Origin of the sequence: Streptomyces sp. NBC_01723 (genome assembly GCF_036246005.1) — a bacterium.
Taxonomy (GTDB): domain Bacteria; phylum Actinomycetota; class Actinomycetes; order Streptomycetales; family Streptomycetaceae; genus Streptomyces.
In genome coordinates, this window is record NZ_CP109171.1 from 6658261 (window position 1) to 6678331 (window position 20071).

Below are 20071 nucleotides of genomic sequence, written 5' to 3' on the forward strand. Positions count from 1 at the left end.
CACACACGGCCCCGCCCCGGAAGCCCGGGTCACCCCGCCCGCGGGCGCCCGCCCGGCCGCACGCGGCGCTCCGGCGCGGACGGAGCCCCGGACCGGGCTCCGCGAGCCCCGCTACCGTGCCCCCATGACGACCAAGGCAGGCACGAGCGCCCCCGTCCTCGGCATCCGCGCCCTCAACCGCGCCACCCTCGCCCGGCAGTTGCTGCTGCGCCGCGCGGCCCTGTCCGCCGAGGCCGCCGTCGCGCATCTCGTCGGACTCCAGGCCCAGAACGTCAAACCCCCCTACTACGCGCTCGCCGCCCGCCTCGACGGCTTCACGCCCGAGGACCTGTCGGAGGCGATGGCCGGCCGACGGGTCGCCCGCCTCGTCACCATGCGCTCGACCATCCACACCCACACCGCCGACGACTGCCTCACCCTGCGACCCCTGGTGCAGGCCGCCCGGGACCGGGAGCTGCACGCCTTCCGCAAGGGCCTGGCGGGCGTCGACCTGGACCGGCTCGCCGACCACGCCCGAGGACTGGTCGAGGCCGAGCCGCGCACCATGGCCCAGTTGCGCGAGGCCCTGCTCGCCGAGTGGCCCGACGCCGACCCGCAGTCCCTGGCCGTCGCCGCCCGCTGCCGCCTCCCCCTCGTCCAGGTCACTCCGCGCGGACTGTGGGGCAGGAGCGGCCAGGTCACGCTCACCACCGCCGAGCACTGGTTCGGCCGCCCCGCACAGCCCGCGCCCGCACCGGACGACACGGTCCTGCGCTACCTCGGCGCCTTCGGACCCGCCTCCGTGAAGGACATGCAGACGTGGGCGGGCCTGACCCGGCTGCGGGACGCCTTCGACCGGCTCCGTCCCCGGCTCGTCACCTTCCGCGCCCCGGACGGCACCGAACTCTTCGACCTCCCGGACGCGCCGCGCCCCGACCCGGACACCCCGGCCCCGCCGCGTTTCCTGCCCGAGTTCGACAACCTGCTGCTCTCCCACGCCGACCGCACCCGCGTGGTCCCGCCCGCCCACAAGGGCCGTACCTGGACGGGGAACCAGGCCCACCGCGTCCTCCTCGTCGACGGCTTCGTGGCCGGACTGTGGAAGACCGAGGAGGACGCCCTCGTCGTCGAACCCTTCGACCGCCTGCCCGAGGAGCGCCGGGCCGAGGTCGTGGCCGAGGGGGAGCGGATGCTGGCCGTCATGCAGCCGGAAGCCGCGTACGGCGTCCGCTTCGGGACGGTACGCGGCTGACGCATTGGAGAGGGGGCGTTGCGGGCCGCTCGTGGAGGCTCGCAACGCCCCCTGGCTTGCACCTGAGGAGTACTCAGGAGGTCAGGAGACCTGCCGGGGCGGGGCTACGAGGTGACCTGCGCGGTCACCTGGTCCGAGAACGTGGTCAGCCGGGAGTAGACCCCCGGATAACCGGCCCTCGCGCAGCCCTCGCCCCAGGAGGTGACCCCTGCCAGGACGCCCCCGATGATCAGGGGCCCGCCGCTGTCGCCCTGGCAGGTGTCCACGCCGCCGGACGGCAGCCCGGCGCACACCATGTCGCTCGCGACGAAGTCGGAGCCGTACGAGCCGCCGCAGTCCGAGTCGGAGACGACCGGCACGGTCGCGGTCCGCAGCTGGTTGGAGGAACCGCCGTTCTCCCGGGTGGTGCCCCAGCCGAGCACCCGGGCCTCGTTGCCGGCGGCGTAGACCGAGGTGTCCGAGGAGGAGACGTACTTCGCCGGGGTGTACGGCATCGACGAAGCCAGCGTCAGCACCGCCACGTCGTCGCCGTTGGTGGCGTCGGTGTAGTCCGGGTGCACCCAGATCCGGCTGACCCGGGCGACCGTGCCGTTCGAGCCGTTGAGGTAGGTGCGTCCGCCGACCACGCGGACGTTGCGGGCGCTCTCGCCGGCCATGCAGTGGGCGGCGGTGACGACCTTGGTGGGTGAGACGAGGGTGCCGCCGCAGAACTGGTTCTGGGAGGCGTCGGTGACCTGCATGACGTACGGGTAGGCGGCCGTCGTGGTGGTGGTGCCGCCGACGATCGGCTGTGGCGCGGCGACGGCGGAAGGGGCGGCGAGCAGCGCGGCTGCGCCGGCGGTGGCCAGCACGGCGGCTGCCGATCTGGCGCGGGTGAGCCCGAACATGAGTCTCCTCAAGGGGTTGCCGGTGGGGGGTCGCACGGGCGTGGGGGGTTGCACGGGGGTCTCGGGACCGACCCCCGTATGCCCGGGCGAGCGGCACGTGTTCACGCTAGAACCGGCGGTCGGGGCACCCCAATGGGGGAACCCCCTAGGGGAGGCGGGCAGGGAAAACCCTCGGTGCGTGGCCGGTAAACCCCCGCCGTTCTCAGTCCGTTCGCCCGCCCGCCGCCAGCCGGACGAGATCGACCCGGGACCGGATCCCGAGCTTGCGGTAGACCCGGGTCAGGGTCGCCTCGACGGTCTTGACGCTGACGAAGAGCCGGGCGGCGATCTCCCGGTTCGTCGCGCCCTCCATGACCAGCGCGGCCACCTGACGCTCCATCGCGGCCAGCCCCGCGAGACCGTCCGGCGCGGCGGCCGGTGCCGGGGACGGCCCGGCCGACCGCGCCGCGACGGCCGCCTCCACCCGCTCCAGCCAGGGCAGCGCCCGGCAGCGCCGGAACAGCCGCGTCGCCTCGTCGTACGCCGCCGCCCCCGGGGCCCGGCCCGGCCGTTCGGCGTGCAGTTCGGCCAGCGCGAAGGCGGCCCGCGCCTCCTCCAGGCCGTACCCCAGCCCGGCCAGCCGCTCCCGCGCCGACGTCAACCGCGCGACGGCCGCCCGGTGTTCGCCCCGGCCCGCGCGCACCAGGGCCTCCGCCCGGTCCAGCACGGCGAGCACGCTGCCCCGCCCGAGCCGCAGCGCGTGCGCGCGGCTGACCTCGATGACGTCCATCGCCTCGGCCGGCTCGCCGGTCCGCACCAGCGCCTCCGCCAGATCACCCTGCCACCGTCCGCGCGCCGGGTCGGTGATGCCCGCCCCGGCCTCCAAGTCCCGCACCCGGCGCAGCGCCCGCACCGCCGCACCCGCGTCGCCCGCCACCAGGTTCGCGTGGCCGAGCGCGGCCAGCGCCCGCGACAGGTACACGGCGTCGCCGTCCTCCTCCGCCCGCCGCACCGCCTCCCGCGCCAGCTCGAGGGCCCGGCCCGGGTCGCCGCCCGCGGCCTCGGCGAGCGCGGCCTGCATCGCGCCGGCACCCTCGCCGATGCCCGCGTCCCGGGCCAGCGTCAGGCTCTCCCGCGCCAGCTCCAGGGCCCGGCCGCAGTGCCCGGAGTGCAGCTCGGTCTCGGCCAGGAAGCGCAGGTAGTGGACCTCGCTCTCGGCCATGCCGCGGCGGCGCACCTCACGCAGCAGCGTGGTGACGGTGGCCCGCGCCTCGGCCAGCCGGTCGCTCATCACCAGCCACCGGAACCGGGACGATCCGGCCCCGTTGTGGTGGCACGCCACCCGCGGGTCCTGCGGCTCGGCCAGCGCCCGCCCGATGGTCGCCGGGGCGTCCGGATGCCCCATCAGGGTCTCGCACTGGGCCTGGAACGCCAGCGCGAGCAGTTCGGTGCGCCGGTCGGCGCCCCGCGCCGCCAGCCGGGCGGCGTGCGCGGCCTCCTCCCGGCCCTGGGCGAAGTCGCCCTGCACCACCAAGGAGCGCCAGGCCAGCTGGTAGTGGACCTGGGCGAGCAGCCGCGGGTCGTCGCCCGCGTCGGCAAGGGCCTGCGGGAAGACGGCGTCGACCTCGCCGATGGCCTGCCCGGCGGCCTCGATCACCACCATCCAGGCGCGGACCCGGTCGCCGGGGGCGGTGGCCCGGGTCAGCACCTCGCGGGCGATGTCCCGGGCGAGATCCTGCTCGCCCGCCGTGATCGCGTCCTCGGCGGCCGCCACCCGGCGTTCGTCCGGTCCCGGCGCGCTGTCCGCCGGGGTGTGCCGGGCGGCGAGCAGCCCGAGCGAGGCGGCCACCGACGGCGCCCCGCGGTCCCGGGCCAGCGAGGCGGCCTCCGCCAGCCGCGCCGCGACCTCGGGGTCGGTGCCGGTGGTGGCCAGGGCGAGGTGCCGGGCGCGCTCGATCGGGTCGGAGGCGGCCGTGGACAGCGCGGCGTGCGCGGCCCGCCGCTCGGGCGCCGGGGCCTCGGCGTACAGCGCGGCCGAGATGAGCGGGTGCGCGAACCGTACGGTCGGGCCCTCCGGGTCGGTCGCCAGCAGTCCCAGCGCCGCCGCCTGGGCCGTCTCGGCCTCGGCGTTCTCCCGGCCGGCCGCGCGCAGCAGGGCGGGCGTCGGGCGGGCTCCGGCGCTGGCCACCAGCAGGGTGCGGCGGGCCTCGTCCGACAGCATCTCCAGGCGGGAGAGGACCAGGGCGCGCAGCGAGGTCGGCACCGGCAGCGGCTCGCCGGGCCGGGGCGCCGCGGGGCTCTCGGCCAGCGCCCGGCCCAGTTCCAGGGCGAAGAGCGGATTGCCGCCGCTGGTGCGGTGGATGTCGCGGACCGTGGCCCGGTGCAGGCCCGCGTAGCCGCGTTCGCCGAGCAGCGTCGCGACCTGGGCGCGGGTCAGCGGGCCGAGGCGGACCGCGCGGGTGTCCGGCGGGGAGGCGCGCAGATGGCGGTCGTACGCGGCGTCCTCCGTCTCGGGCCCCTCGGTCCGCACCGCGCACAGCAGTCGCACCGGGGTCTCGCCCAGGCGCCGGGCGGCGAAGCCGAGGAGTTCCGCGCTGGCCGGATCCAGCCACTGGAGGTCGTCGGCGACGACGAGGACGGGGCCCGCGGCGGCGAGGGCGCGCAGGGCGGACAGCACCGCCAGCCGCAGCGCCAGGCCGTCGCGCTGGAGGGTGGACTCGCCGCGGCCGGTGAGCGCCGACTCCAGCGCGGTGCGCTGCGCGGCGGGCAGCGTTTGGGACACGTCGTCCAGGACCAGGCCCAGGAGGTCGGCCAGGGCGAGGAAGGGGAGATGTGATTCGGACTCCGTGGCCGAGCAGCGCAACACGGTGTGCGAGGTGCGGGCATATTCCGCCGCCAGGGTGCGCAGGACGGTCGACTTTCCAATTCCGGCGGGCCCGTGCAGCAACACACTGCCGCCCCGGGCCAGCTGCTCACGTGCCGCGCCGAACGACTCCTCCCGCCCGATGACCAGGTCGGAGCGGAATCCGGCAGACTCCGCGAAGTCCCGTGGCACGGTGACCGCTCCCTCCGAGTGTCGTGTCCGGGCCAATGTTAGGCAACGGGCCATTGGATTAAGGAGGGACGAGGAGGTGAGGCAAATAACAAACCGGCGGGCACGGAAATCAAAGAGCGGCGGGAAATCCCCGGGCCGCTCCGCACCCTACGGCAGCCATCCCGTCCGGCGGGCCCGGGCGACCGCCTCCGTGCGGGTGCGGGCGCCCAGCTTGCGCATCGCCGAGCGCAGGTAGCTCTTCACGGTCTCCGGGCCCAGCCCGAGCCGCTCCGCGGCCTCGACGTTCGTCGCGCCCGCGGCCACGCAGGCCAGCACGTCCACCTCGCGCGGGGCGGGCCGGGGTCCCGGTCCCGGCCCGCCCCCGGGCGCCAGCAGGCCGCAGGCGCGCAGCAGCTCCTCGCGCAGCGCGGGGTCCGCGATCCGGGGCGCCAGCGCCCGCAGCGCCGTGTGCGCCTCCCGTACCTGCTCCCAGCCCGCCGCGTCCGCCGGGTCGGGGCCCGGGCCGGGCCGGGCCGCCGCCAGCAGCTCGTCCCTCTCGTCCCGCAGCACCAGCGCCTGCTCCACGTCCCGGGCCGCCGCCACGGCCGCGCCCAGGGTGCGGTCGCCCAGCGGCTGCGCGGTGCGCAGGGCGCCGTACAGCACACCGCGCACCCGGCGCCGTACCACCACCGGGACCGCCAGCACCGAGCGCAGCCCCTCGGCGGCGACGGGCCGGTCGTACTCGTGGCTGATCTGCGCGGATACGGAGTAGTCCGTCACCGCGCAGGGCCGCGACAGCGCCACCGCCCGGCCGCCGAGCCCGTTGCCCGAGGTCACCGCGAGGGCGCTGAGCGCGGCCGTCGCCGTGCCGCTCAGCTCGCTGATGCGCACCTGCCGCCGGCCCGCCTCCACCAGCCCGCCGAAGGCCACCGGCAGCCCGGTCGCCCGCCGCAGCCGCACCAGCGCACCCCGGATCTCCCCGCCGTCCCCCGACTCCACCGCCACCCGTTCCGCCCTCCCTAGGGGGTCTCGTTCGGATCCTGCCGGGGTCGCGGGGTCTGGCACGCACATCTGCGGCGTTGTCGTCGGTTGCCAGGGCTCCGCCCTGTCGCCCTCCTCCGCCTTGCAGCTGCACGCACCAGACCCCGCTCGGGCCGAGTACACGGCACCGTCGTCCGGAGTCGGCCTGATCCGAACGAGACCCCCTGGCACCCGTCCCGGGGCGCCCACCCCCGTTCGGGGGTAGTGAGACCTGCATCACGGATTACACGATGGCAGAGAGCCGCCCGGCAAGGTCCGGCACGAAGGAGGACAGATGACGACGGCCACGGAGCTGTTCCGCAGCGCGCGGGACTTCCTGCTGGAGCACCGCGAGGACTACACCGCCGCCTACGAGGGCTTCACCTGGCCCCGCCCCCGGGACTTCAACTGGGCGCTGGACTGGTTCGACGTCATCGCCGACGGCAACGAGCGCACCGCGCTGCACATCGTCGAGGAGGACGGCTCGGAGGTCCGGGTCTCCTTCGCCGAGATGTCCGCCCGCTCCGACCGGGTCGCCAACCGGCTGCGGGAGTGGGGCGTGCGGGCCGAGGACCGCATCCTCGTCATGCTCGGCAACCAGACCGAACTCTGGGAGACCGCGCTCGCCGCGATGAAGCTCCGCGCCGTCGTCATCCCGGCCACCCCGCTGCTCGGCCCCGCCGACCTGCGCGACCGCGTCGACCGCGGCAAGGTGCGGCACGTGATCGTCCGCGCCGGGGACGCCGGCAAGTTCGACGACGTGCCCGGCGACTACACGCGCGTCGCCGTCGGCGGCACGGCACCCGGCTGGCTGCCCTACGCGGACGTGTACACCGCCGACGCCGGCTTCACCCCGGACGGCCCCACCGCCGCCGACGACCCGCTGATGCTGTACTTCACCTCGGGCACCACCGCCCGCCCCAAGCTGGTCGAGCACACCCACGTGTCCTACCCGGTCGGCCACCTGGCGACCATGTACTGGATCGGTCTGCTCCCCGGCGACGTGCACCTGAACATCTCCTCGCCCGGCTGGGCCAAGCACGCCTGGTCGAACCTGTTCGCGCCGTGGAACGCCGAGGCGACCGTCTTCCTGTACAACTACACCCGGTTCGACGCGGCCCGTCTGATGGCCGAGATGGACCGGGCCGGGGTGACCACCTTCTGCGCCCCGCCGACCGTGTGGCGCATGCTCATCCAGGCCGACCTCACCCAGCTCGCTCACCGCCCGCGCGAGGTCGTCGCCGCCGGTGAGCCGCTCAACCCCGAGGTGATCGAACAGGTCCGCGAGGCCTGGGGCGTGACCGTCCGGGACGGCTTCGGCCAGACCGAGACCGCCGTCCAGGTCTCCAACAGCCCCGGACAGGTGCTGAAGACCGGCTCGATGGGCCGCCCCAGCCCCGGCTACCGCGTCGAACTCCTGGACCCGGTCACCGGTGCCCCCGGCGCCGACGAGGGCGAGATCGCCCTGGACCTGTCCGCGCACCCCGTCGGCCTGATGACCGGCTACCACGGCGACCCCGACCGCACGGCGGAGGCGATGGCCGGCGGCTACTACCGCACCGGCGACATCGGCTCCCGGGACGCCGACGGCTACCTGACCTACGTCGGCCGCAGCGACGACGTCTTCAAGGCGTCCGACTACAAGATCTCCCCGTTCGAGCTGGAGAGCGCCCTGCTGGAGCACGAGGCGGTCGCCGAGGCGGCGGTCGTGCCGGCCCCGGACGCGCTGCGCCTCGCCGTGCCGAAGGCGTACGTCGTGCTGGCGGCGGGCTGGGAGCCGGGACCGGACACCGCGAAGGTGCTGTTCGAGCACTCCCGCGAAGTCCTCGCCCCCTACAAGCGCCTGCGCCGCCTGGAGTTCGGCGAGCTGCCCAAGACCGTATCCGGCAAGATCCGCCGCATCGAGCTGCGCGAGGCCACCGCGGCCGGTTCCGCGAACGAGTACCGCGAGGAGGACTTCCGGTGACCCCACCCCCGTCGTACGCCCACGGCACCAGCACCACCCCCCTGCTCGGCGACACCATCGGCGCCAACCTCGACCGGGCGGTCGCCGCCCACCCGGACCGCGAGGCCCTGGTCGACGTACCGTCCGGACGCCGCTGGACCTACGCCGAGTTCGGCGCCGCCGTCGACGAGGTGGCGCGCGGACTGCTGGCGAAGGGCGTCACCCAGGGCGACCGGGTCGGCATCTGGGCGGTCAACTGCCCGGAGTGGGTCCTCGTCCAGTACGCCACCGCCCGCATCGGCGCCGTCATGGTGAACGTCAACCCGGCCTACCGGGCACACGAGCTGGAGTACGTCCTCCAGCAGTCGGGCATCACCGTCCTCGTCGCCTCCCTCGCCCACAAGGGCAGCGACTACCGGGCGATCGTGGAGCAGGTCCGCGGCCGGTGCCCCGCGCTGCGCGAGACCGTCTACATCGGCGACCCCTCCTGGGACGCGCTGCGCGAGGGCGCCGCGCGGGTGCCGCAGGACCGCCCGGCCGCGATCGCCGCGGGGCTGAGCTGCGACGACCCGGTCAACATCCAGTACACCTCCGGCACCACCGGCTTCCCCAAGGGCGCCACCCTCTCCCACCACAACATCCTCAACAACGGCTACTGGGTGGGCCGCACGGTCGGCTACACGGAGCGGGACCGGGTCTGTCTGCCGGTGCCCTTCTACCACTGCTTCGGCATGGTGATGGGCAACCTGGGCGCCACCTCGCACGGCGCGTGCATCGTCATCCCCGGCCCGTCCTTCGAGCCGGCCGCCACGCTGGAGGCGGTCCAGCGGGAACGGTGCACGTCCCTGTACGGCGTCCCCACGATGTTCATCGCGGAGCTGAACCTCCCCGACTTCGCCTCGTACGACCTGACCTCCCTGCGCACCGGCATCATGGCGGGCTCGCCCTGCCCGGTGGAGGTGATGAAGCGGGTGGTCGCCGAGATGCACATGGAGGAGGTCTCCATCTGCTACGGCATGACCGAGACCTCCCCGGTCTCCCTCCAGACCCGCATGGACGACGACCTCGAACACCGCACCGGCACCGTCGGCCGGGTCCTGCCGCACATCGAGGTCAAGGTCGTCGACCCGGTGACCGGGGTGACCGTGCCGCGCGGCGACGCCGGTGAACTGCGCACCCGCGGCTACAGCGTGATGCTCGGCTACTGGGACGAGCCCGAGAAGACCGCCGAGGCGATCGACGCGGGCCGCTGGATGCACACCGGGGACCTCGCGGTGATGCGCGAGGACGGGTACGTGGAGATCGTCGGCCGCATCAAGGACATGATCATCCGGGGTGGCGAGAACATCTACCCGCGCGAGGTCGAGGAGTTCCTCTACGCCCACCCGAAGATCGCGGACGTCCAGGTGGTCGGCGTACCGCACGAGCACTACGGCGAGGAGGTCCTCGCCTGCGTCGTCCCGCGCGACGCCGCCGACCCGCTCACCCTGGAGGAACTGCGGGCGTACTGCGACGGGCAGCTGGCCCACTACAAGGTGCCCAGCCGCCTCCAGCTCCTCGACGCCTTCCCCATGACCGTGTCGGGGAAGGTACGCAAGGTGGAGCTGCGGGAGCGGTACGCGAAGCCCGCCTGAGCGGGACTACTGGACCAGCTCCAGGTGCGGGTGGTCCGCGGACACCGGGCAGACGTGGAGCTGCAGGGCGTAGCCGCCGGCGACGACGACCCGGGTGTAGTTCGCCGGAGGAACGCCGGGGGGAAGCGGGTCGCGGGCCTGGTCCCCCTCGGGGGCCCAGCTCCCCGTGCCCTTGTTCCACTCGGTCGAGGCGATGGTCAGCAGCGGGTCCATGCCGGTGCCGCAGGCGGAGCAGGTCCGGGGCATGGGATCGGTGACGCCCCAGCGGGACCAGCCGCCGGCCTTCCAGCCGGGAGAAACGGACAGGTGGTTGGTGTAGAACTCCTGCGGCGCCACGGAGTACGCGCTGTCCACGGCGTCTCCGGCCGCCTCCCACCTGCTCCAGTCCGCCAGCCGCCCCTGCGACTCCTTGTCCAGCTCCAGGAAATGGGGGTACTCGGTGACCTCCTCGGGCGAGAGCAGGCAGGGCTGGGGCACGTAGTCGGAGAGCTGGACCGCGGGCGGCTCCGGAGGTGAGCCGAGGACGTCGGTGACCTCCGCCGCGGACCGCCAGTACAGCGCGGTCCTGGGGTGGGTCGGGTGGTCGAAGGGACACCACAGGACCTGGAGCAGATCGGCGTCGGCCCGCCCGGGCGGGCGGAGCAGGGGGACGTCGCGCACGTACAGCTGCGCCACGGGCAGCATGGCGACCGGGCCCTCGGGCCACGGGCGGCCGGCCCTGATCCGCTCGAGGACCGCCCGCTCCTCGGGCGTGTACCCGGACGCCGCGGCCTCGTTGATGCGCCGCTGCACCCGCACGTCCTCCGGTGACGTGGGCTCGTTCACCCCGTCCCACTCGTGCGGGCCGTCGCAGTACGGCCACGGCTCGTCGGCGGGCCACAGCAGCGGCCCGCCGACCGAACTGTCATGCCGCGACGGGGACCCGGCCCGAGGGTGCAGCCGGGTCGCCGTGCGGGCCAGCGGGGCCAGTTGAGGGAAGAGCGCGGTCACGTCGAACGGCCGCGGTGGGGTGGTACGACTCATACTGGCTCCCGATGGCGTGCTCAGCCGGGTTCAGTTCCCGAGGTTCAGCGTCCCGGTGTTGCCCTTGGTGTTCGTGATGTAGACCTCGGGGAACAGCGGCTGGGACGTTCCGTCCGCCCGCTGCACTGTAGCGGTCATCGTGACCCCCACGGGGATCGTGCTCGTGGCGTCCTTGTAGTCGGGCGTCACCTGGTAGAAGAGCGCGTCCGTCGCCTTGAAGTTGGGGTCCTCCTTCACCAGCTTCTGAGCCGCCTGCTCGAAGGACCGCATGCTGGGTGTGCCGGTGTTCATGCCGTACTGCCAGCAGGGCACGAGGTTGTCCTGTCCGCCGTCCATCACCTGGCCCTTGCCGCCGAGGATGTTGGGGATCAGGTGGCACCGTGCGAGCCCGGTGTTCGGCGAGTGGGTGTCGCGGTACAGCTGCGCGTCCTGCCATCCGGTGATGTCGCCGGACGCGTCGCTGCCCCCGTCGAGGTTCTTGCCCAGGCAGGCCTGCGCCACGGCCGCGCGGGTACCGGGCCCGTTCGGGGTGGTGGTCTTGTTCACCTGGGGGACCGCTTCGGTGGTGTTCCTGATCCAGCCGTCACCGGCCCGCAGCGATCCGTTCGGCAGCGTCCGCAGGCAGGCTCCCTGCGGCTGGTCGGTCGAGCCGGTGATCTCCACCTTGAACCGCTCGGCCTCCACGACCCGCTGGCTCACGAAGCCGTTGGAGAGCTGGTTCTCGGCGGACTGCCGGTCCGCGGCGGGGACATGGGCGCGCACGCAGGACTTGCCGGGGTCGGCGTCCCCCAGTTGCTGGACGGCCCAGCCCCCGCCGGTGTCCTTGAGGACGATCTCGGCACACAGGGCGCCGTCGGTTCCGCCTTCATGGGTGGCCGCGAAGGGGAACATGCCGCAGCTGTCGTTCGCGACGACGTCCGGCATGGCCTGGAAGGGCTTCGACCCCCCGCAGGTGCGACCGGTGCGGTCGGCGATGCCGTTCTTCGCACGGGTCAGCGGCTTGTCGCGCCCCCAGCCGCCCGCGTTCTGCTGGGCCCACTGGTATCCGACCGCCGCGGCGCCCGCGGTGGCGTCGATGTTGACCACCGGCATGATGCTCGGCACCACGCAGCCGGGGCCGGGCGTGCCGGCGGAGGCGGTGTCCCGGACGTCGTCGTCGCAGCGGATCTGCTCCGGGTTGCTCCAGGACGCGCTCGGGTCGATGATCTGGGCGCCGGGATAGGACACGAACAGCTCGTACGACGTCGTGAACTCGACCGCGGTACCGGCGGCCGGGGTGGAGGAGTAGGCCACCCGGCCGGTGCGGGAGTCTCCCTTGACCAGGGTGCCCTTGTACCAGGGGGCCGTCTTGGTGGCCTTGCAGCCGGCCGAGCAGGCGGACCTGAACCTCGCCTCCAGGGTCGTGACGGCCCCGGTCGCGCCGGTCATGGTCACGGTCACGTGCTCTTCCCACGACGTGCCCTCGGCGGGCAGGAGGGCGCTGGTCGTCACGCTCAGCGTGCCGGTGCCGATCTGCTGCCCGTTGCTGTCCTTGAGCACGTACAGCACGGTGAGGCCGTTGACGCAGTAGCCGAAGCGGTTGAACTTCCACGTCCCGGGGGACGTGATCGTGCAAGTGGCCGAGTCGGCGTCGGCCGACGCCTGAGGCTGTGCGGCGAGGCTCTGCCGCGCGGCGGCCTTCACCGGTGCGGTGGTCGTGCTGACGCAGGCCTGCACGGCGCCCGCCCGGCGTTCGCGGGAGCCGGCGGCGGTGGGCTCGCAGCGCTCCCCGGGGGTCACCTCGACCGGCCTGGTCTTCGTGGGCGCGGACACGTCGGCCGGGTTGGCCCGGTCGGCCTGGCGGGACGCCTGCGGCGCTGCCCCGGGCGTCTCCTGCGCCGGGGCCATCGCCGTGGTGGCCCCCAGGGTCACGACGGCCAGCAGGGAGAGGAGGACGCGCCGGGAGCGCGGTATTCGAGACGAGGGTCTCATGGTGGGACTGCCCTTTCGCGTGTGACGTACTGCCCGGTGCGGGCCGGCGTGCCCGGCCCGCGGGCGGTCAGAAGATGGACGACAGTCCGCTGGTGATGGAGGAGACGAGCTCCTTGCCCTCTTCGGCGACCTTGTTGACCACGGGGGCCACCTTCTTGATGCCGGTGGTCACGAGCTTGCCCCGGCCGAAGGTGGCCAGGTTCAACGCGGTGCCGCCCAGGGACTCGACGAACGCGCCGCTGGTGAAGCCGTGTTCGATGCCGGTGAACAGGGCGCCGAGCGCGCCGGCCCCGAGGGACACGTAGCCGAAGAAGGCCGCTCCGGCCGCCAGCGGCGGAAAGGCCAGGCTGGCCAGCCCGAGACCGGCGGCGATGAATCCGGAGGCGATGCTGACCTTGTTGGCGGCGTCGGCCCACCAGCTGGCGTCCGACCACCAGTCCTCCTCGGAACCGGAGCCGGTGCCGGTGCCGTTCGGGTGGACCTCGTCGTTGGTGCCGTTGTCGGCCGGGTCCCTGCCCTCCTCGCGCTCCCGCTTCGCCTTCTCGGCGGCCTCCTTGGCCTTCTGGGCGATCTCGGCCTGGCGCTTCTGGACGGCGATGCTGCGGGCCTCGCTGGCCGCCGCGGCCGCCGTGGCCTTGTCCCGGCCGGCCTCCAGGGCGGACTGACGGGCACTGGCCGCCGACGCCTGGGCGCTGTAGGAGGACTGGAGTGCCGAACGGGCCGCGTCCACGGCCTTGTTGGCGGAGTAGTTCGCCGACCTGGCGGCACCCCGCGCGGTCGATGCCGCCGACTTGGCCTGGTTCGCGGAGGCCTGCGCGTCCGCCGCCGACCGGTCTGCGGCGTCGGCGTTCTGCCGGGCCTGATCGGCGTAGCCGTCCGCCTTGCTCGCGGCGTCCAGGGCCTTGTCGGCCCACTCCTTCGCCTCGGCCGCGGCCTGGCGGGCGTCGGCGGCGGCCTTGGAGGCCAGCGCGGCGTTCTGCTGCGCCGTGTAGGCGATCTTCGCCGCGGCCGCGATCGCCCCGCGGACCGCCGCGACGTGGGTGGCCGAGTCGTGGTCGAGCTGGGCCGCCTGGTGCCGCACGACCTGGACGAAGTTGCGGCGCATCCAGGTGGGGCCCTCGAGGGCGACCTCGCCGTACGACTTGACGTACTCGCCCCCGTTCGCCACCGAGGTGGCGGTCTCCACCGCGTCGTCCTCGCGTATCGCCTCGGGGTACGTCCGCTCGAAGAAGTCCTGGAGGGCTTCGGGGGTGTTCTTGTCCAGCGCGTCGTTGGCGGCCTTGATGACCGCCTTGCCGGGCTTCTCGTTGATGATCCGGGCTATCTGGACCTTGTTGTCGTCCTGCGAGGCCCGGATCATCCCGGAGGTCAGGAAGTCGCCCACCGCCGCGGACTCGCTGCTCGCCAGTGCCGACTGGGCCGCCTCCGCGATGGCGGGGCTGGATATCTGGGCGATGTACAGGACGGTCTCGCGGTCGTCCTGGTTCTGGGCGAGAGTCCGGTCGAGGTCGACCCAGGACAGGATGTCGTCGTCGGTCCCGGCCAGCGCGTGCTGGGCCGCCTCCCGCGTCCACGCGCCCTTCGCCTCCAGCAGCCCGGTGGCCGCCTTGCGGCCGAGCGTGGCCGCGAGCGCCAGGTCACCGGTCTCCCACAGCGCCTTCTCGGCCGCGGCGATCAGCTCCTTGAGGGCCGCGGCGGTCTGGGCCTCCTGGCTGCGCTTGTCCTCGTACTCGGCCTGTTCCTCCGCCTCGATCTCGGCGAGCAGGCGGGCCTCGTCCATGCCCTGGAGCCGGTCCTGCTCCAGGCGGGCCAGTTCCGCCTCCCGTGCCGCCGTCTCCACCGCCATGGCTTCCTCGACGGTCTTGGTGGCGGTGTCGGCCGCCTTCACGGCAGCCGCCGCGTGCGCGGTGGACCTGTTCGCGTAGTCGATGGCCTCACCGGCGAACTTCACCGCCTCCTCGGCGGCGGCCGCCGCCTTCTCGGCGTGGTCGGCCGCGGAGTTGGCGGCGTCCCGGGCCTTGCGGGCCGCGGCGGCCGCGGTGTTGGCGAGGGCCTGGGCCGTGGAGGCGGCGTTGGTGGCGCGGTTGGCGGCGGTCGTCGCGATGGCGGCCTGGCGCTTGGCCTCGGCCGCCTCGGACTGGGCGGCGCCCGCGGCGCCCGCGGCCTGCGCCGAGGCGTTGGCGGCGGCCGCGGCGTTGCGCGCGGCGGAGGCGGCCGAGGAACCGGCACTGGCGGCCTGCGCGGAGGCGGCCGCGGCGTAGTCGGCGGCCTTCGCGGCGGAACGGGCCTTCCCGGCCGCGTTCTTGGCGGCGACCGCCGCGTTCTTGGCCGCCTCGGTCTTATTCGCGTCCTTGGAGGCGGCGATGGCGGCGTTGTAGGCGGCGGAGGCCGCGTTGCCCGCCGTCGCGGCGGCCTGGGAGGCCGCGGTGGCCGCCGAGGAGGCGCGCCGGGACGCGGTCACCGCCGCGTTGGAGGCGCTGATGGCGTTGCGCGCGGCGTTCGCGGCGCCCTTGGCCGCGCTCGCGGCCTTGCGCGCGGCCGCGGCGGACTTCGCCACGTCGTCCTTGGCCGCGGCGGCTTCCGCGGCGGCCTTCTCGGCCGCCTCCTTGGCCTTCTCGGCCGCGGCCTGGGCGCGCGCCGACGCCTCCACGGCCTGGTCGGTCTCGGCCTGGGCGCGCTTGCCCTCGCGCTCCACCACCGCGACGAGTTCGGCGATGGTGGCCGCCTCCTGGTCCCGGGCCCGGGCGATGTGCTGCCCGGTGTCGAGGAACCACTGCACGTCGTTGGCCGTACCGCTCATCGCGCGGTCCGCGTACTTCCGCACCTCGGGCCCGCCCTGGAACAGCATGGACGACACCTGGACCCTGGCGTCCTCCAGCCGGGCGTCGTACTGCCCGTCGGTGAGGAAGGTCTCCAGCGCCGCCTGGGTACCGGCGTCCAGGGCGGCGGAGGCCTCGCGCCGGACGGCCTTGTCGCCGGTGGAGGAGACGATGGACGTCGCCACCCCCAGATCCTCCAGCAGGGCGGGCTTGTACCCCGTCTCGAGGAAGGCCGCGATGGCCGCGTCGCCGTTGTCGAGCGCGGCGACCGCCTCGCGCCGCAGGCCCTTGCCGGACCGGGCGAGGTAGCGGGCGACGGCGACCCGGTTGTCCTCGATCGTCACCTTCGGCAGGGTCTCCGCGAGGAACGTCCGCACCTCCTCGTCGGTGCCGTACAGCACGTAGGCCGCGGCGGCCTTGGTCGCCTTGCCGCCGGTGGCCCACGCCTGGACGACCTTGGCCCGCTCGGTGTCCGGCAGGGTGAGCGGGTCGGCCGGCGCGGCACCGTCCGCGGCGCTCGCCGGGCGGGTGAACGACAGCGGGGTGGCGGCGACAGCGGTGACGGCGGCCGCTGCGCCGAGGAGCCGTCTGCGACTCCAGAACGACGTCTGCATAAGGGTTTTCTCCTGGCGTTGGTTTCGACGGGAATTGAGCCGGGATGGAGAGCCGGAGTGACCATACCAATGGGCGCCGAACGTAAAATGAGTTGCATCCGGGCGCAATTGATGGCCCGCCAGATCGCTTGCTGCGGAGGCCGGTTGCTTCTTCACAACTTCTCCACAGACCTTCGTACAACCTTTCCTTGAGGTGTCGAGAGTCACACCGGATCTTCAACTGGCGTCCGTTTTGGCGCAGTTCATGACGTGGACAGTGATCGAAGATGGAGGTGGCATGGACAGGCTCATGCGGAGATACAGAATGGCGAATGCCTCTCTTCTGTATTTCCGCGAGGTCTGGGGGGCCCTCATTGAATGCGGAGCCTTCATGCCTTTCAGGGGAGCCGGATGACGGGCATCCGGCCGAAAGAATGGATTTGGACTGCGATGAAGGTACGCACCACCATTGCGCGTGTGCTCGGCGCCTCCGCCCTCGCCGGCGGCCTGGCCTGGGCCATGCTGGCGTCCGGCGTCCAGCCGGCGGACGACGGCCCGGCGGTGTCCGTGGCGGACGAGGCTCCCGGCTACGCCGTCGAGGACTTCGCCTATCCGCAGGCCGACAAGATCCTCGAGGAGCAGGGCATCGTCCTCAAGCGAGGGGACGGCCACATCACGCTGGCCGACTGCTCCAGCGGCACCGACCTGCTCCAGGTCATGGCCCGGCGCGAGTCCCAGCCGTTCTGCTTCAAGACGGTCGGCGACTCGGGCTGGCTGACCCTGGAGATCCCCGCCGTCTACGTCATGCGGGGCAACGACTACGCGACGCAGGTGGACATGACCGTCGGGGACGAGGAGAAGTCCTTCGACCTCGAGAAGAACACCTGGACCTCGGTGGGCGAGAGCGCCGACGAGCAGAACCGTGAGCACCTGCTCGTGGAGATCAGGACCTCCAAGTAGCGCCCAGCCGAAGCCCTTTGACGGATCTGCCACCAAGGAACCCCACCATGCGACACACCAGACCCGTGCGCCTCGCCGCACTGGCCGCGGCCCTGACCGCGGGACCCCTCGTCCTGACCGCCGTGCCCGCGGCCGCCGTGACGGGGCCCGCCGCCCCCGCCTCCGACACCACGCACTCCTACACCGCGCAGATCGTGGTCGGCGACCACGACCGCGGCTGCTCCGGCGTCCTGGTCGACACCGAGTGGCTGCTCACCGCGGCCAGTTGCTTCGCCGACAAGCCCGCCGAGAGCCTCGCCGTGCCCGCGGGCAAGCCGGCCAAGACCACCACCGCGACCATCGGCCGCGCCGAGCTCACCGGCACCGGGGGCGCGGTCCGCCAGGTCGTGGAGCTGGTCCCGCGCACCGACCGCGACGTGGTCCTGGCCCGGCTCAACCGCCCGGTCACCAACGTCACCCCCCTCGCACTGGCCACCTCCGCCCCCACCGCGGGCGAGGAGCTGACGCTCGCCGGCTACGGCCGCTCCAAGACCGAGTGGGCGCCGCTGAACCTGCACACCGGGGTCTTCTCGGTGGACGCGGCCGCCGCCACCACCGCCACCGTGACCGGCAAGGACGGTGTCGCCGCGTGCATGGGCGACACCGGCGGCCCGCTGGTCCGCACGGTGAACGGCACCAAGCAGCTGGCCGCCCTCGGCAGCCGCTCCTACCAGGGCGGATGCTTCGGCATCGACGCCGCGGAGACCCGCACCGGCGGCGTCGTCACCCGCGTCGACGACCTCGGCTCCTGGGTGGCGTCCAAGGCCGGCGCCAACCGGATCACCGACTTCAACTGCGACGGCGTGGCGGACATCGCCGTCGCCGACCCCGAGGCGACCGTCGGCGGCAGCGCCAAGGCGGGCCTGGTCCGCGTCGTGTACGGCGGCGGCAAGGGCACCGCCGAGATCAACCAGGACCTCGACTGGGTGCCGGGCGGCGCCGAGGGCAACGACCTCTTCGGCCAGGCCATCGACACCGTCGACTACAACGAGGACGGCTGCACCGACCTCGCCGTCGGCACCCCGGGTGAGAACCTGGGCGACGCCACGGACGCCGGCATGGCCGACCTCCTGTACGGCGCCCCGGGCGGCCTCGGCACCGGCGCCACCAAGAACACGCACTTCCAGCAGGCCGAGGGCAACGGCTCGATCAGCGCCTCCACCCCGGAGGACGGTGACCTGATGGGGCAGGCCATGGTGGCCGGCACCACCGCCGCCGGTGAGCCCTTCGTCGTCATCGGCACGCCCGGCGAGGGCCTCGGCGACGCCGCCAAGGCGGGCGAGGCGTTCTACGTGCGCGGCGGCACCAACGTCTCCGTCCACCAGGACAAGCTGGACGTCCCGGGTGCCGTGGAGGCGGGTGACGGCTTCGGCGCCGTCCTGGCCGCCGACGCCAACCACCTGGCCATCGGCGCGCCCAACGAGAACATCGGCGGCGACGACGCGGCGGGCAACCTCGCGGTCTTCACGCACACGCTGAACAGCGAGAAGCGGCCCACCCCGATCTTCGGCCTCGACCAGGACCTGGACACCGTCTCCGGCGGTGCCGAGGCCGGTGACCGCTTCGGCGCGGCCCTGGCACTGGCCCCGTACCGTCCGTCGGGCGCGGCCACGGCCAACGAGTCGATCCTCGCGGTCGGTGCGCCGGGCGAGGCCCTGAACGTGGACGGCGTCAGCAAGGCACAGACCGGCGGTGTCACCACCTTCCGGGTCACCGCCGCGGGCACCTACACCCAGCTCGACGGGTACTCCTCCGGTACGGCCGACGACGACGTCTCCGGCACCTCCGAGGCCGGTGACCACTTCGGTGCCACCATCACCGCGACCAATACGGCGCCGCGCGCCGTGAGCACCGCGGCGACGATGAGGATGGCCATCGGCGTCCCGGACGAGGCGATCGGCTCGGCGACGTCCTCCGGCGCGGTCCACGTCTTCTCGATGCTGGGCGCGCCCGGCGCCAACGACAAGTGGATCGAGTCCGGCGACGGCGACGGCATCCCCGGTGCCCCGGGAGCCAACCAGCGTCTGGGTTCGAGCATCCACTTCACCGGCACGCACCTGTACGTCGGCATGCCCTACGGCCCGGGCGCCCGCGGCGCGCTCTACGCCCTGCCGATGTCCAACGTGACCCTCGGCCAGCCCACCGCCGCCGTCACGGCCTACCAGCCGGGACAGGGCGGGCTCCCCGCCGTCGGCACCGCCTTCGGGTACGCGGCGAGGTAGTCACCGCGCCACTCCCCAGCAGCACCTCTCAGTCGGCCGTGGCGTCCAGCGCCACGGCCGACTCGTTCACCGGGCGCGGCACTCCCGCCGGGTCGAGCACGAACAGCGCCACCCCGAGCAGGTCGGCGCGGACCCGGGCGTCCTCGGCGTATCCGGTGAGGGAGAAGTAGACGCACCGCGCGGACTCCGCCATCGCCGTCAGCCACAGGCACTCCACGTCCCGCAGCGAGGCCGGGCCCACCGTCGGATCCACCTGGACGACGAGGCCGGCCGCGGTCAGCCCGATGCCGGACAGCGGCCGCTGGTCGGCGCGGCACACGTCCCGGTGCCCCAGCCCGCGCAGATACAGCACGGCCGCGGTCACCGCGTCGCGCGCGGTGCGGATCGGGACCGCCCGGTGGGCCGGGACCCGTGACCCGGGGGCGCGCCCGGACCCGCCCTGGGCCGTGCCGTCCACCGGCACGCACAGCACCGTCCCGCACGGGCACCCCAGCTCCGGCCGCGGCCACCGGCTGTGCGCCCCGCAGGCCGCGCAGCGCACGCCGACCCACTCCTCTTCCCACGCCCGGTGGGTGACCGCGGTCGCGGTCCCGTGCGGATCGAGCGCGGGCGCGACGGGCTCCCCGCACGCGCACGGATACGAGGGCGCCGTGTAGCGGTGCCGCCGCCCGCAGGCCGTGCAGCACACCGAGATGGTCTCGGACATGACCCCAT

The 20071-nt window shown here is 73.7% G+C and carries 12 protein-coding genes; 5 read left to right on the forward strand and 7 right to left on the reverse strand.

Annotated elements, in window-relative coordinates:
• Window positions 1–124: 124 nt before the first annotated feature.
• Window positions 125–1231 carry a winged helix DNA-binding domain-containing protein gene (locus tag OIE75_RS31325; RefSeq protein WP_307015846.1) on the forward strand — a complete coding sequence of 369 codons (1107 nt, stop codon included), beginning with the start codon at window positions 125–127 and terminating at the stop codon, window positions 1229–1231.
• A 104-nt stretch (window positions 1232–1335) separates the two neighbouring features.
• On the opposite strand, the gene OIE75_RS31330 is transcribed toward OIE75_RS31325, so the two are convergent.
• The 3 genes from OIE75_RS31330 to OIE75_RS31340 form a co-directional block, all read right to left on the reverse strand.
• Window positions 1336–2118 (reverse strand): S1 family peptidase, encoded by a 783-nt coding sequence (locus OIE75_RS31330; protein ID WP_329472941.1) that lies wholly within the window; start codon window positions 2116–2118, stop codon window positions 1336–1338.
• Between the two features lie 202 nt (window positions 2119–2320).
• A complete protein-coding gene (locus OIE75_RS31335; RefSeq protein WP_329472942.1) occupies window positions 2321–5206 on the reverse strand; it encodes an ATP-binding protein in 2886 nt (961 codons plus the stop codon).
• A gap of 93 nt (window positions 5207–5299) precedes the next feature.
• Window positions 5300–6136 (reverse strand): helix-turn-helix transcriptional regulator, encoded by an 837-nt coding sequence (locus tag OIE75_RS31340; RefSeq protein WP_329472943.1) that lies wholly within the window; start codon window positions 6134–6136, stop codon window positions 5300–5302.
• 310 nt (window positions 6137–6446) lie between these two features.
• Here OIE75_RS31340 and OIE75_RS31345 point away from each other — a divergent pair, with 310 nt between their 5' ends.
• On the forward strand, window positions 6447–8117 hold the full coding sequence (locus tag OIE75_RS31345; RefSeq protein ID WP_307015852.1) for an AMP-binding protein: 1671 nt from the start codon (window positions 6447–6449) through the stop codon (window positions 8115–8117).
• The gene (gene lbuL / locus OIE75_RS31350) at window positions 8114–9730 is read left to right on the forward strand and encodes a linear/branched/unsaturated fatty acid:CoA ligase LbuL (protein WP_329472944.1); all 1617 of its coding nucleotides are present in this window, start codon (window positions 8114–8116) and stop codon (window positions 9728–9730) included. The genes OIE75_RS31345 and lbuL overlap by 4 nt, the downstream gene beginning before the upstream one ends.
• Before the next feature lie 6 nt (window positions 9731–9736).
• Here lbuL and OIE75_RS31355 read toward each other — a convergent pair whose 3' ends face one another.
• The 3 genes from OIE75_RS31355 to OIE75_RS31365 form a co-directional block, all read right to left on the reverse strand.
• Window positions 9737–10753, reverse strand: a complete 1017-nt coding sequence (locus OIE75_RS31355) for a hypothetical protein (RefSeq protein ID WP_307015854.1) — start codon at window positions 10751–10753, stop codon at window positions 9737–9739.
• A gap of 30 nt (window positions 10754–10783) precedes the next feature.
• Window positions 10784–12724 carry a DNA/RNA non-specific endonuclease gene (locus OIE75_RS31360; RefSeq protein WP_329472945.1) on the reverse strand — a complete coding sequence of 647 codons (1941 nt, stop codon included), beginning with the start codon at window positions 12722–12724 and terminating at the stop codon, window positions 10784–10786.
• Window positions 12725–12791: 67 nt separating this feature from the next.
• Window positions 12792–16157 (reverse strand): ALF repeat-containing protein, encoded by a 3366-nt coding sequence (locus tag OIE75_RS31365; RefSeq protein ID WP_329472947.1) that lies wholly within the window; start codon window positions 16155–16157, stop codon window positions 12792–12794.
• 429 nt (window positions 16158–16586) lie between these two features.
• Between OIE75_RS31365 and OIE75_RS31370 the strand changes: the two genes are divergently transcribed.
• Window positions 16587–17096: a hypothetical protein gene (locus tag OIE75_RS31370; RefSeq protein ID WP_206328706.1), complete on the forward strand. Its 510-nt coding sequence runs from the start codon at window positions 16587–16589 to the stop codon at window positions 17094–17096.
• A gap of 47 nt (window positions 17097–17143) precedes the next feature.
• Window positions 17144–19357, forward strand: a complete 2214-nt coding sequence (locus OIE75_RS31375) for a trypsin-like serine protease (protein WP_329472948.1) — start codon at window positions 17144–17146, stop codon at window positions 19355–19357.
• Between the two features lie 28 nt (window positions 19358–19385).
• Here the strand turns inward: OIE75_RS31375 and OIE75_RS31380 are convergent, their stop codons facing one another.
• Entirely contained in the window at window positions 19386–20063 is a 678-nt protein-coding gene (locus OIE75_RS31380) for a hypothetical protein (protein WP_307015858.1), read from the reverse strand.
• Between the last annotated feature and the right edge of the window lie 8 nt (window positions 20064–20071).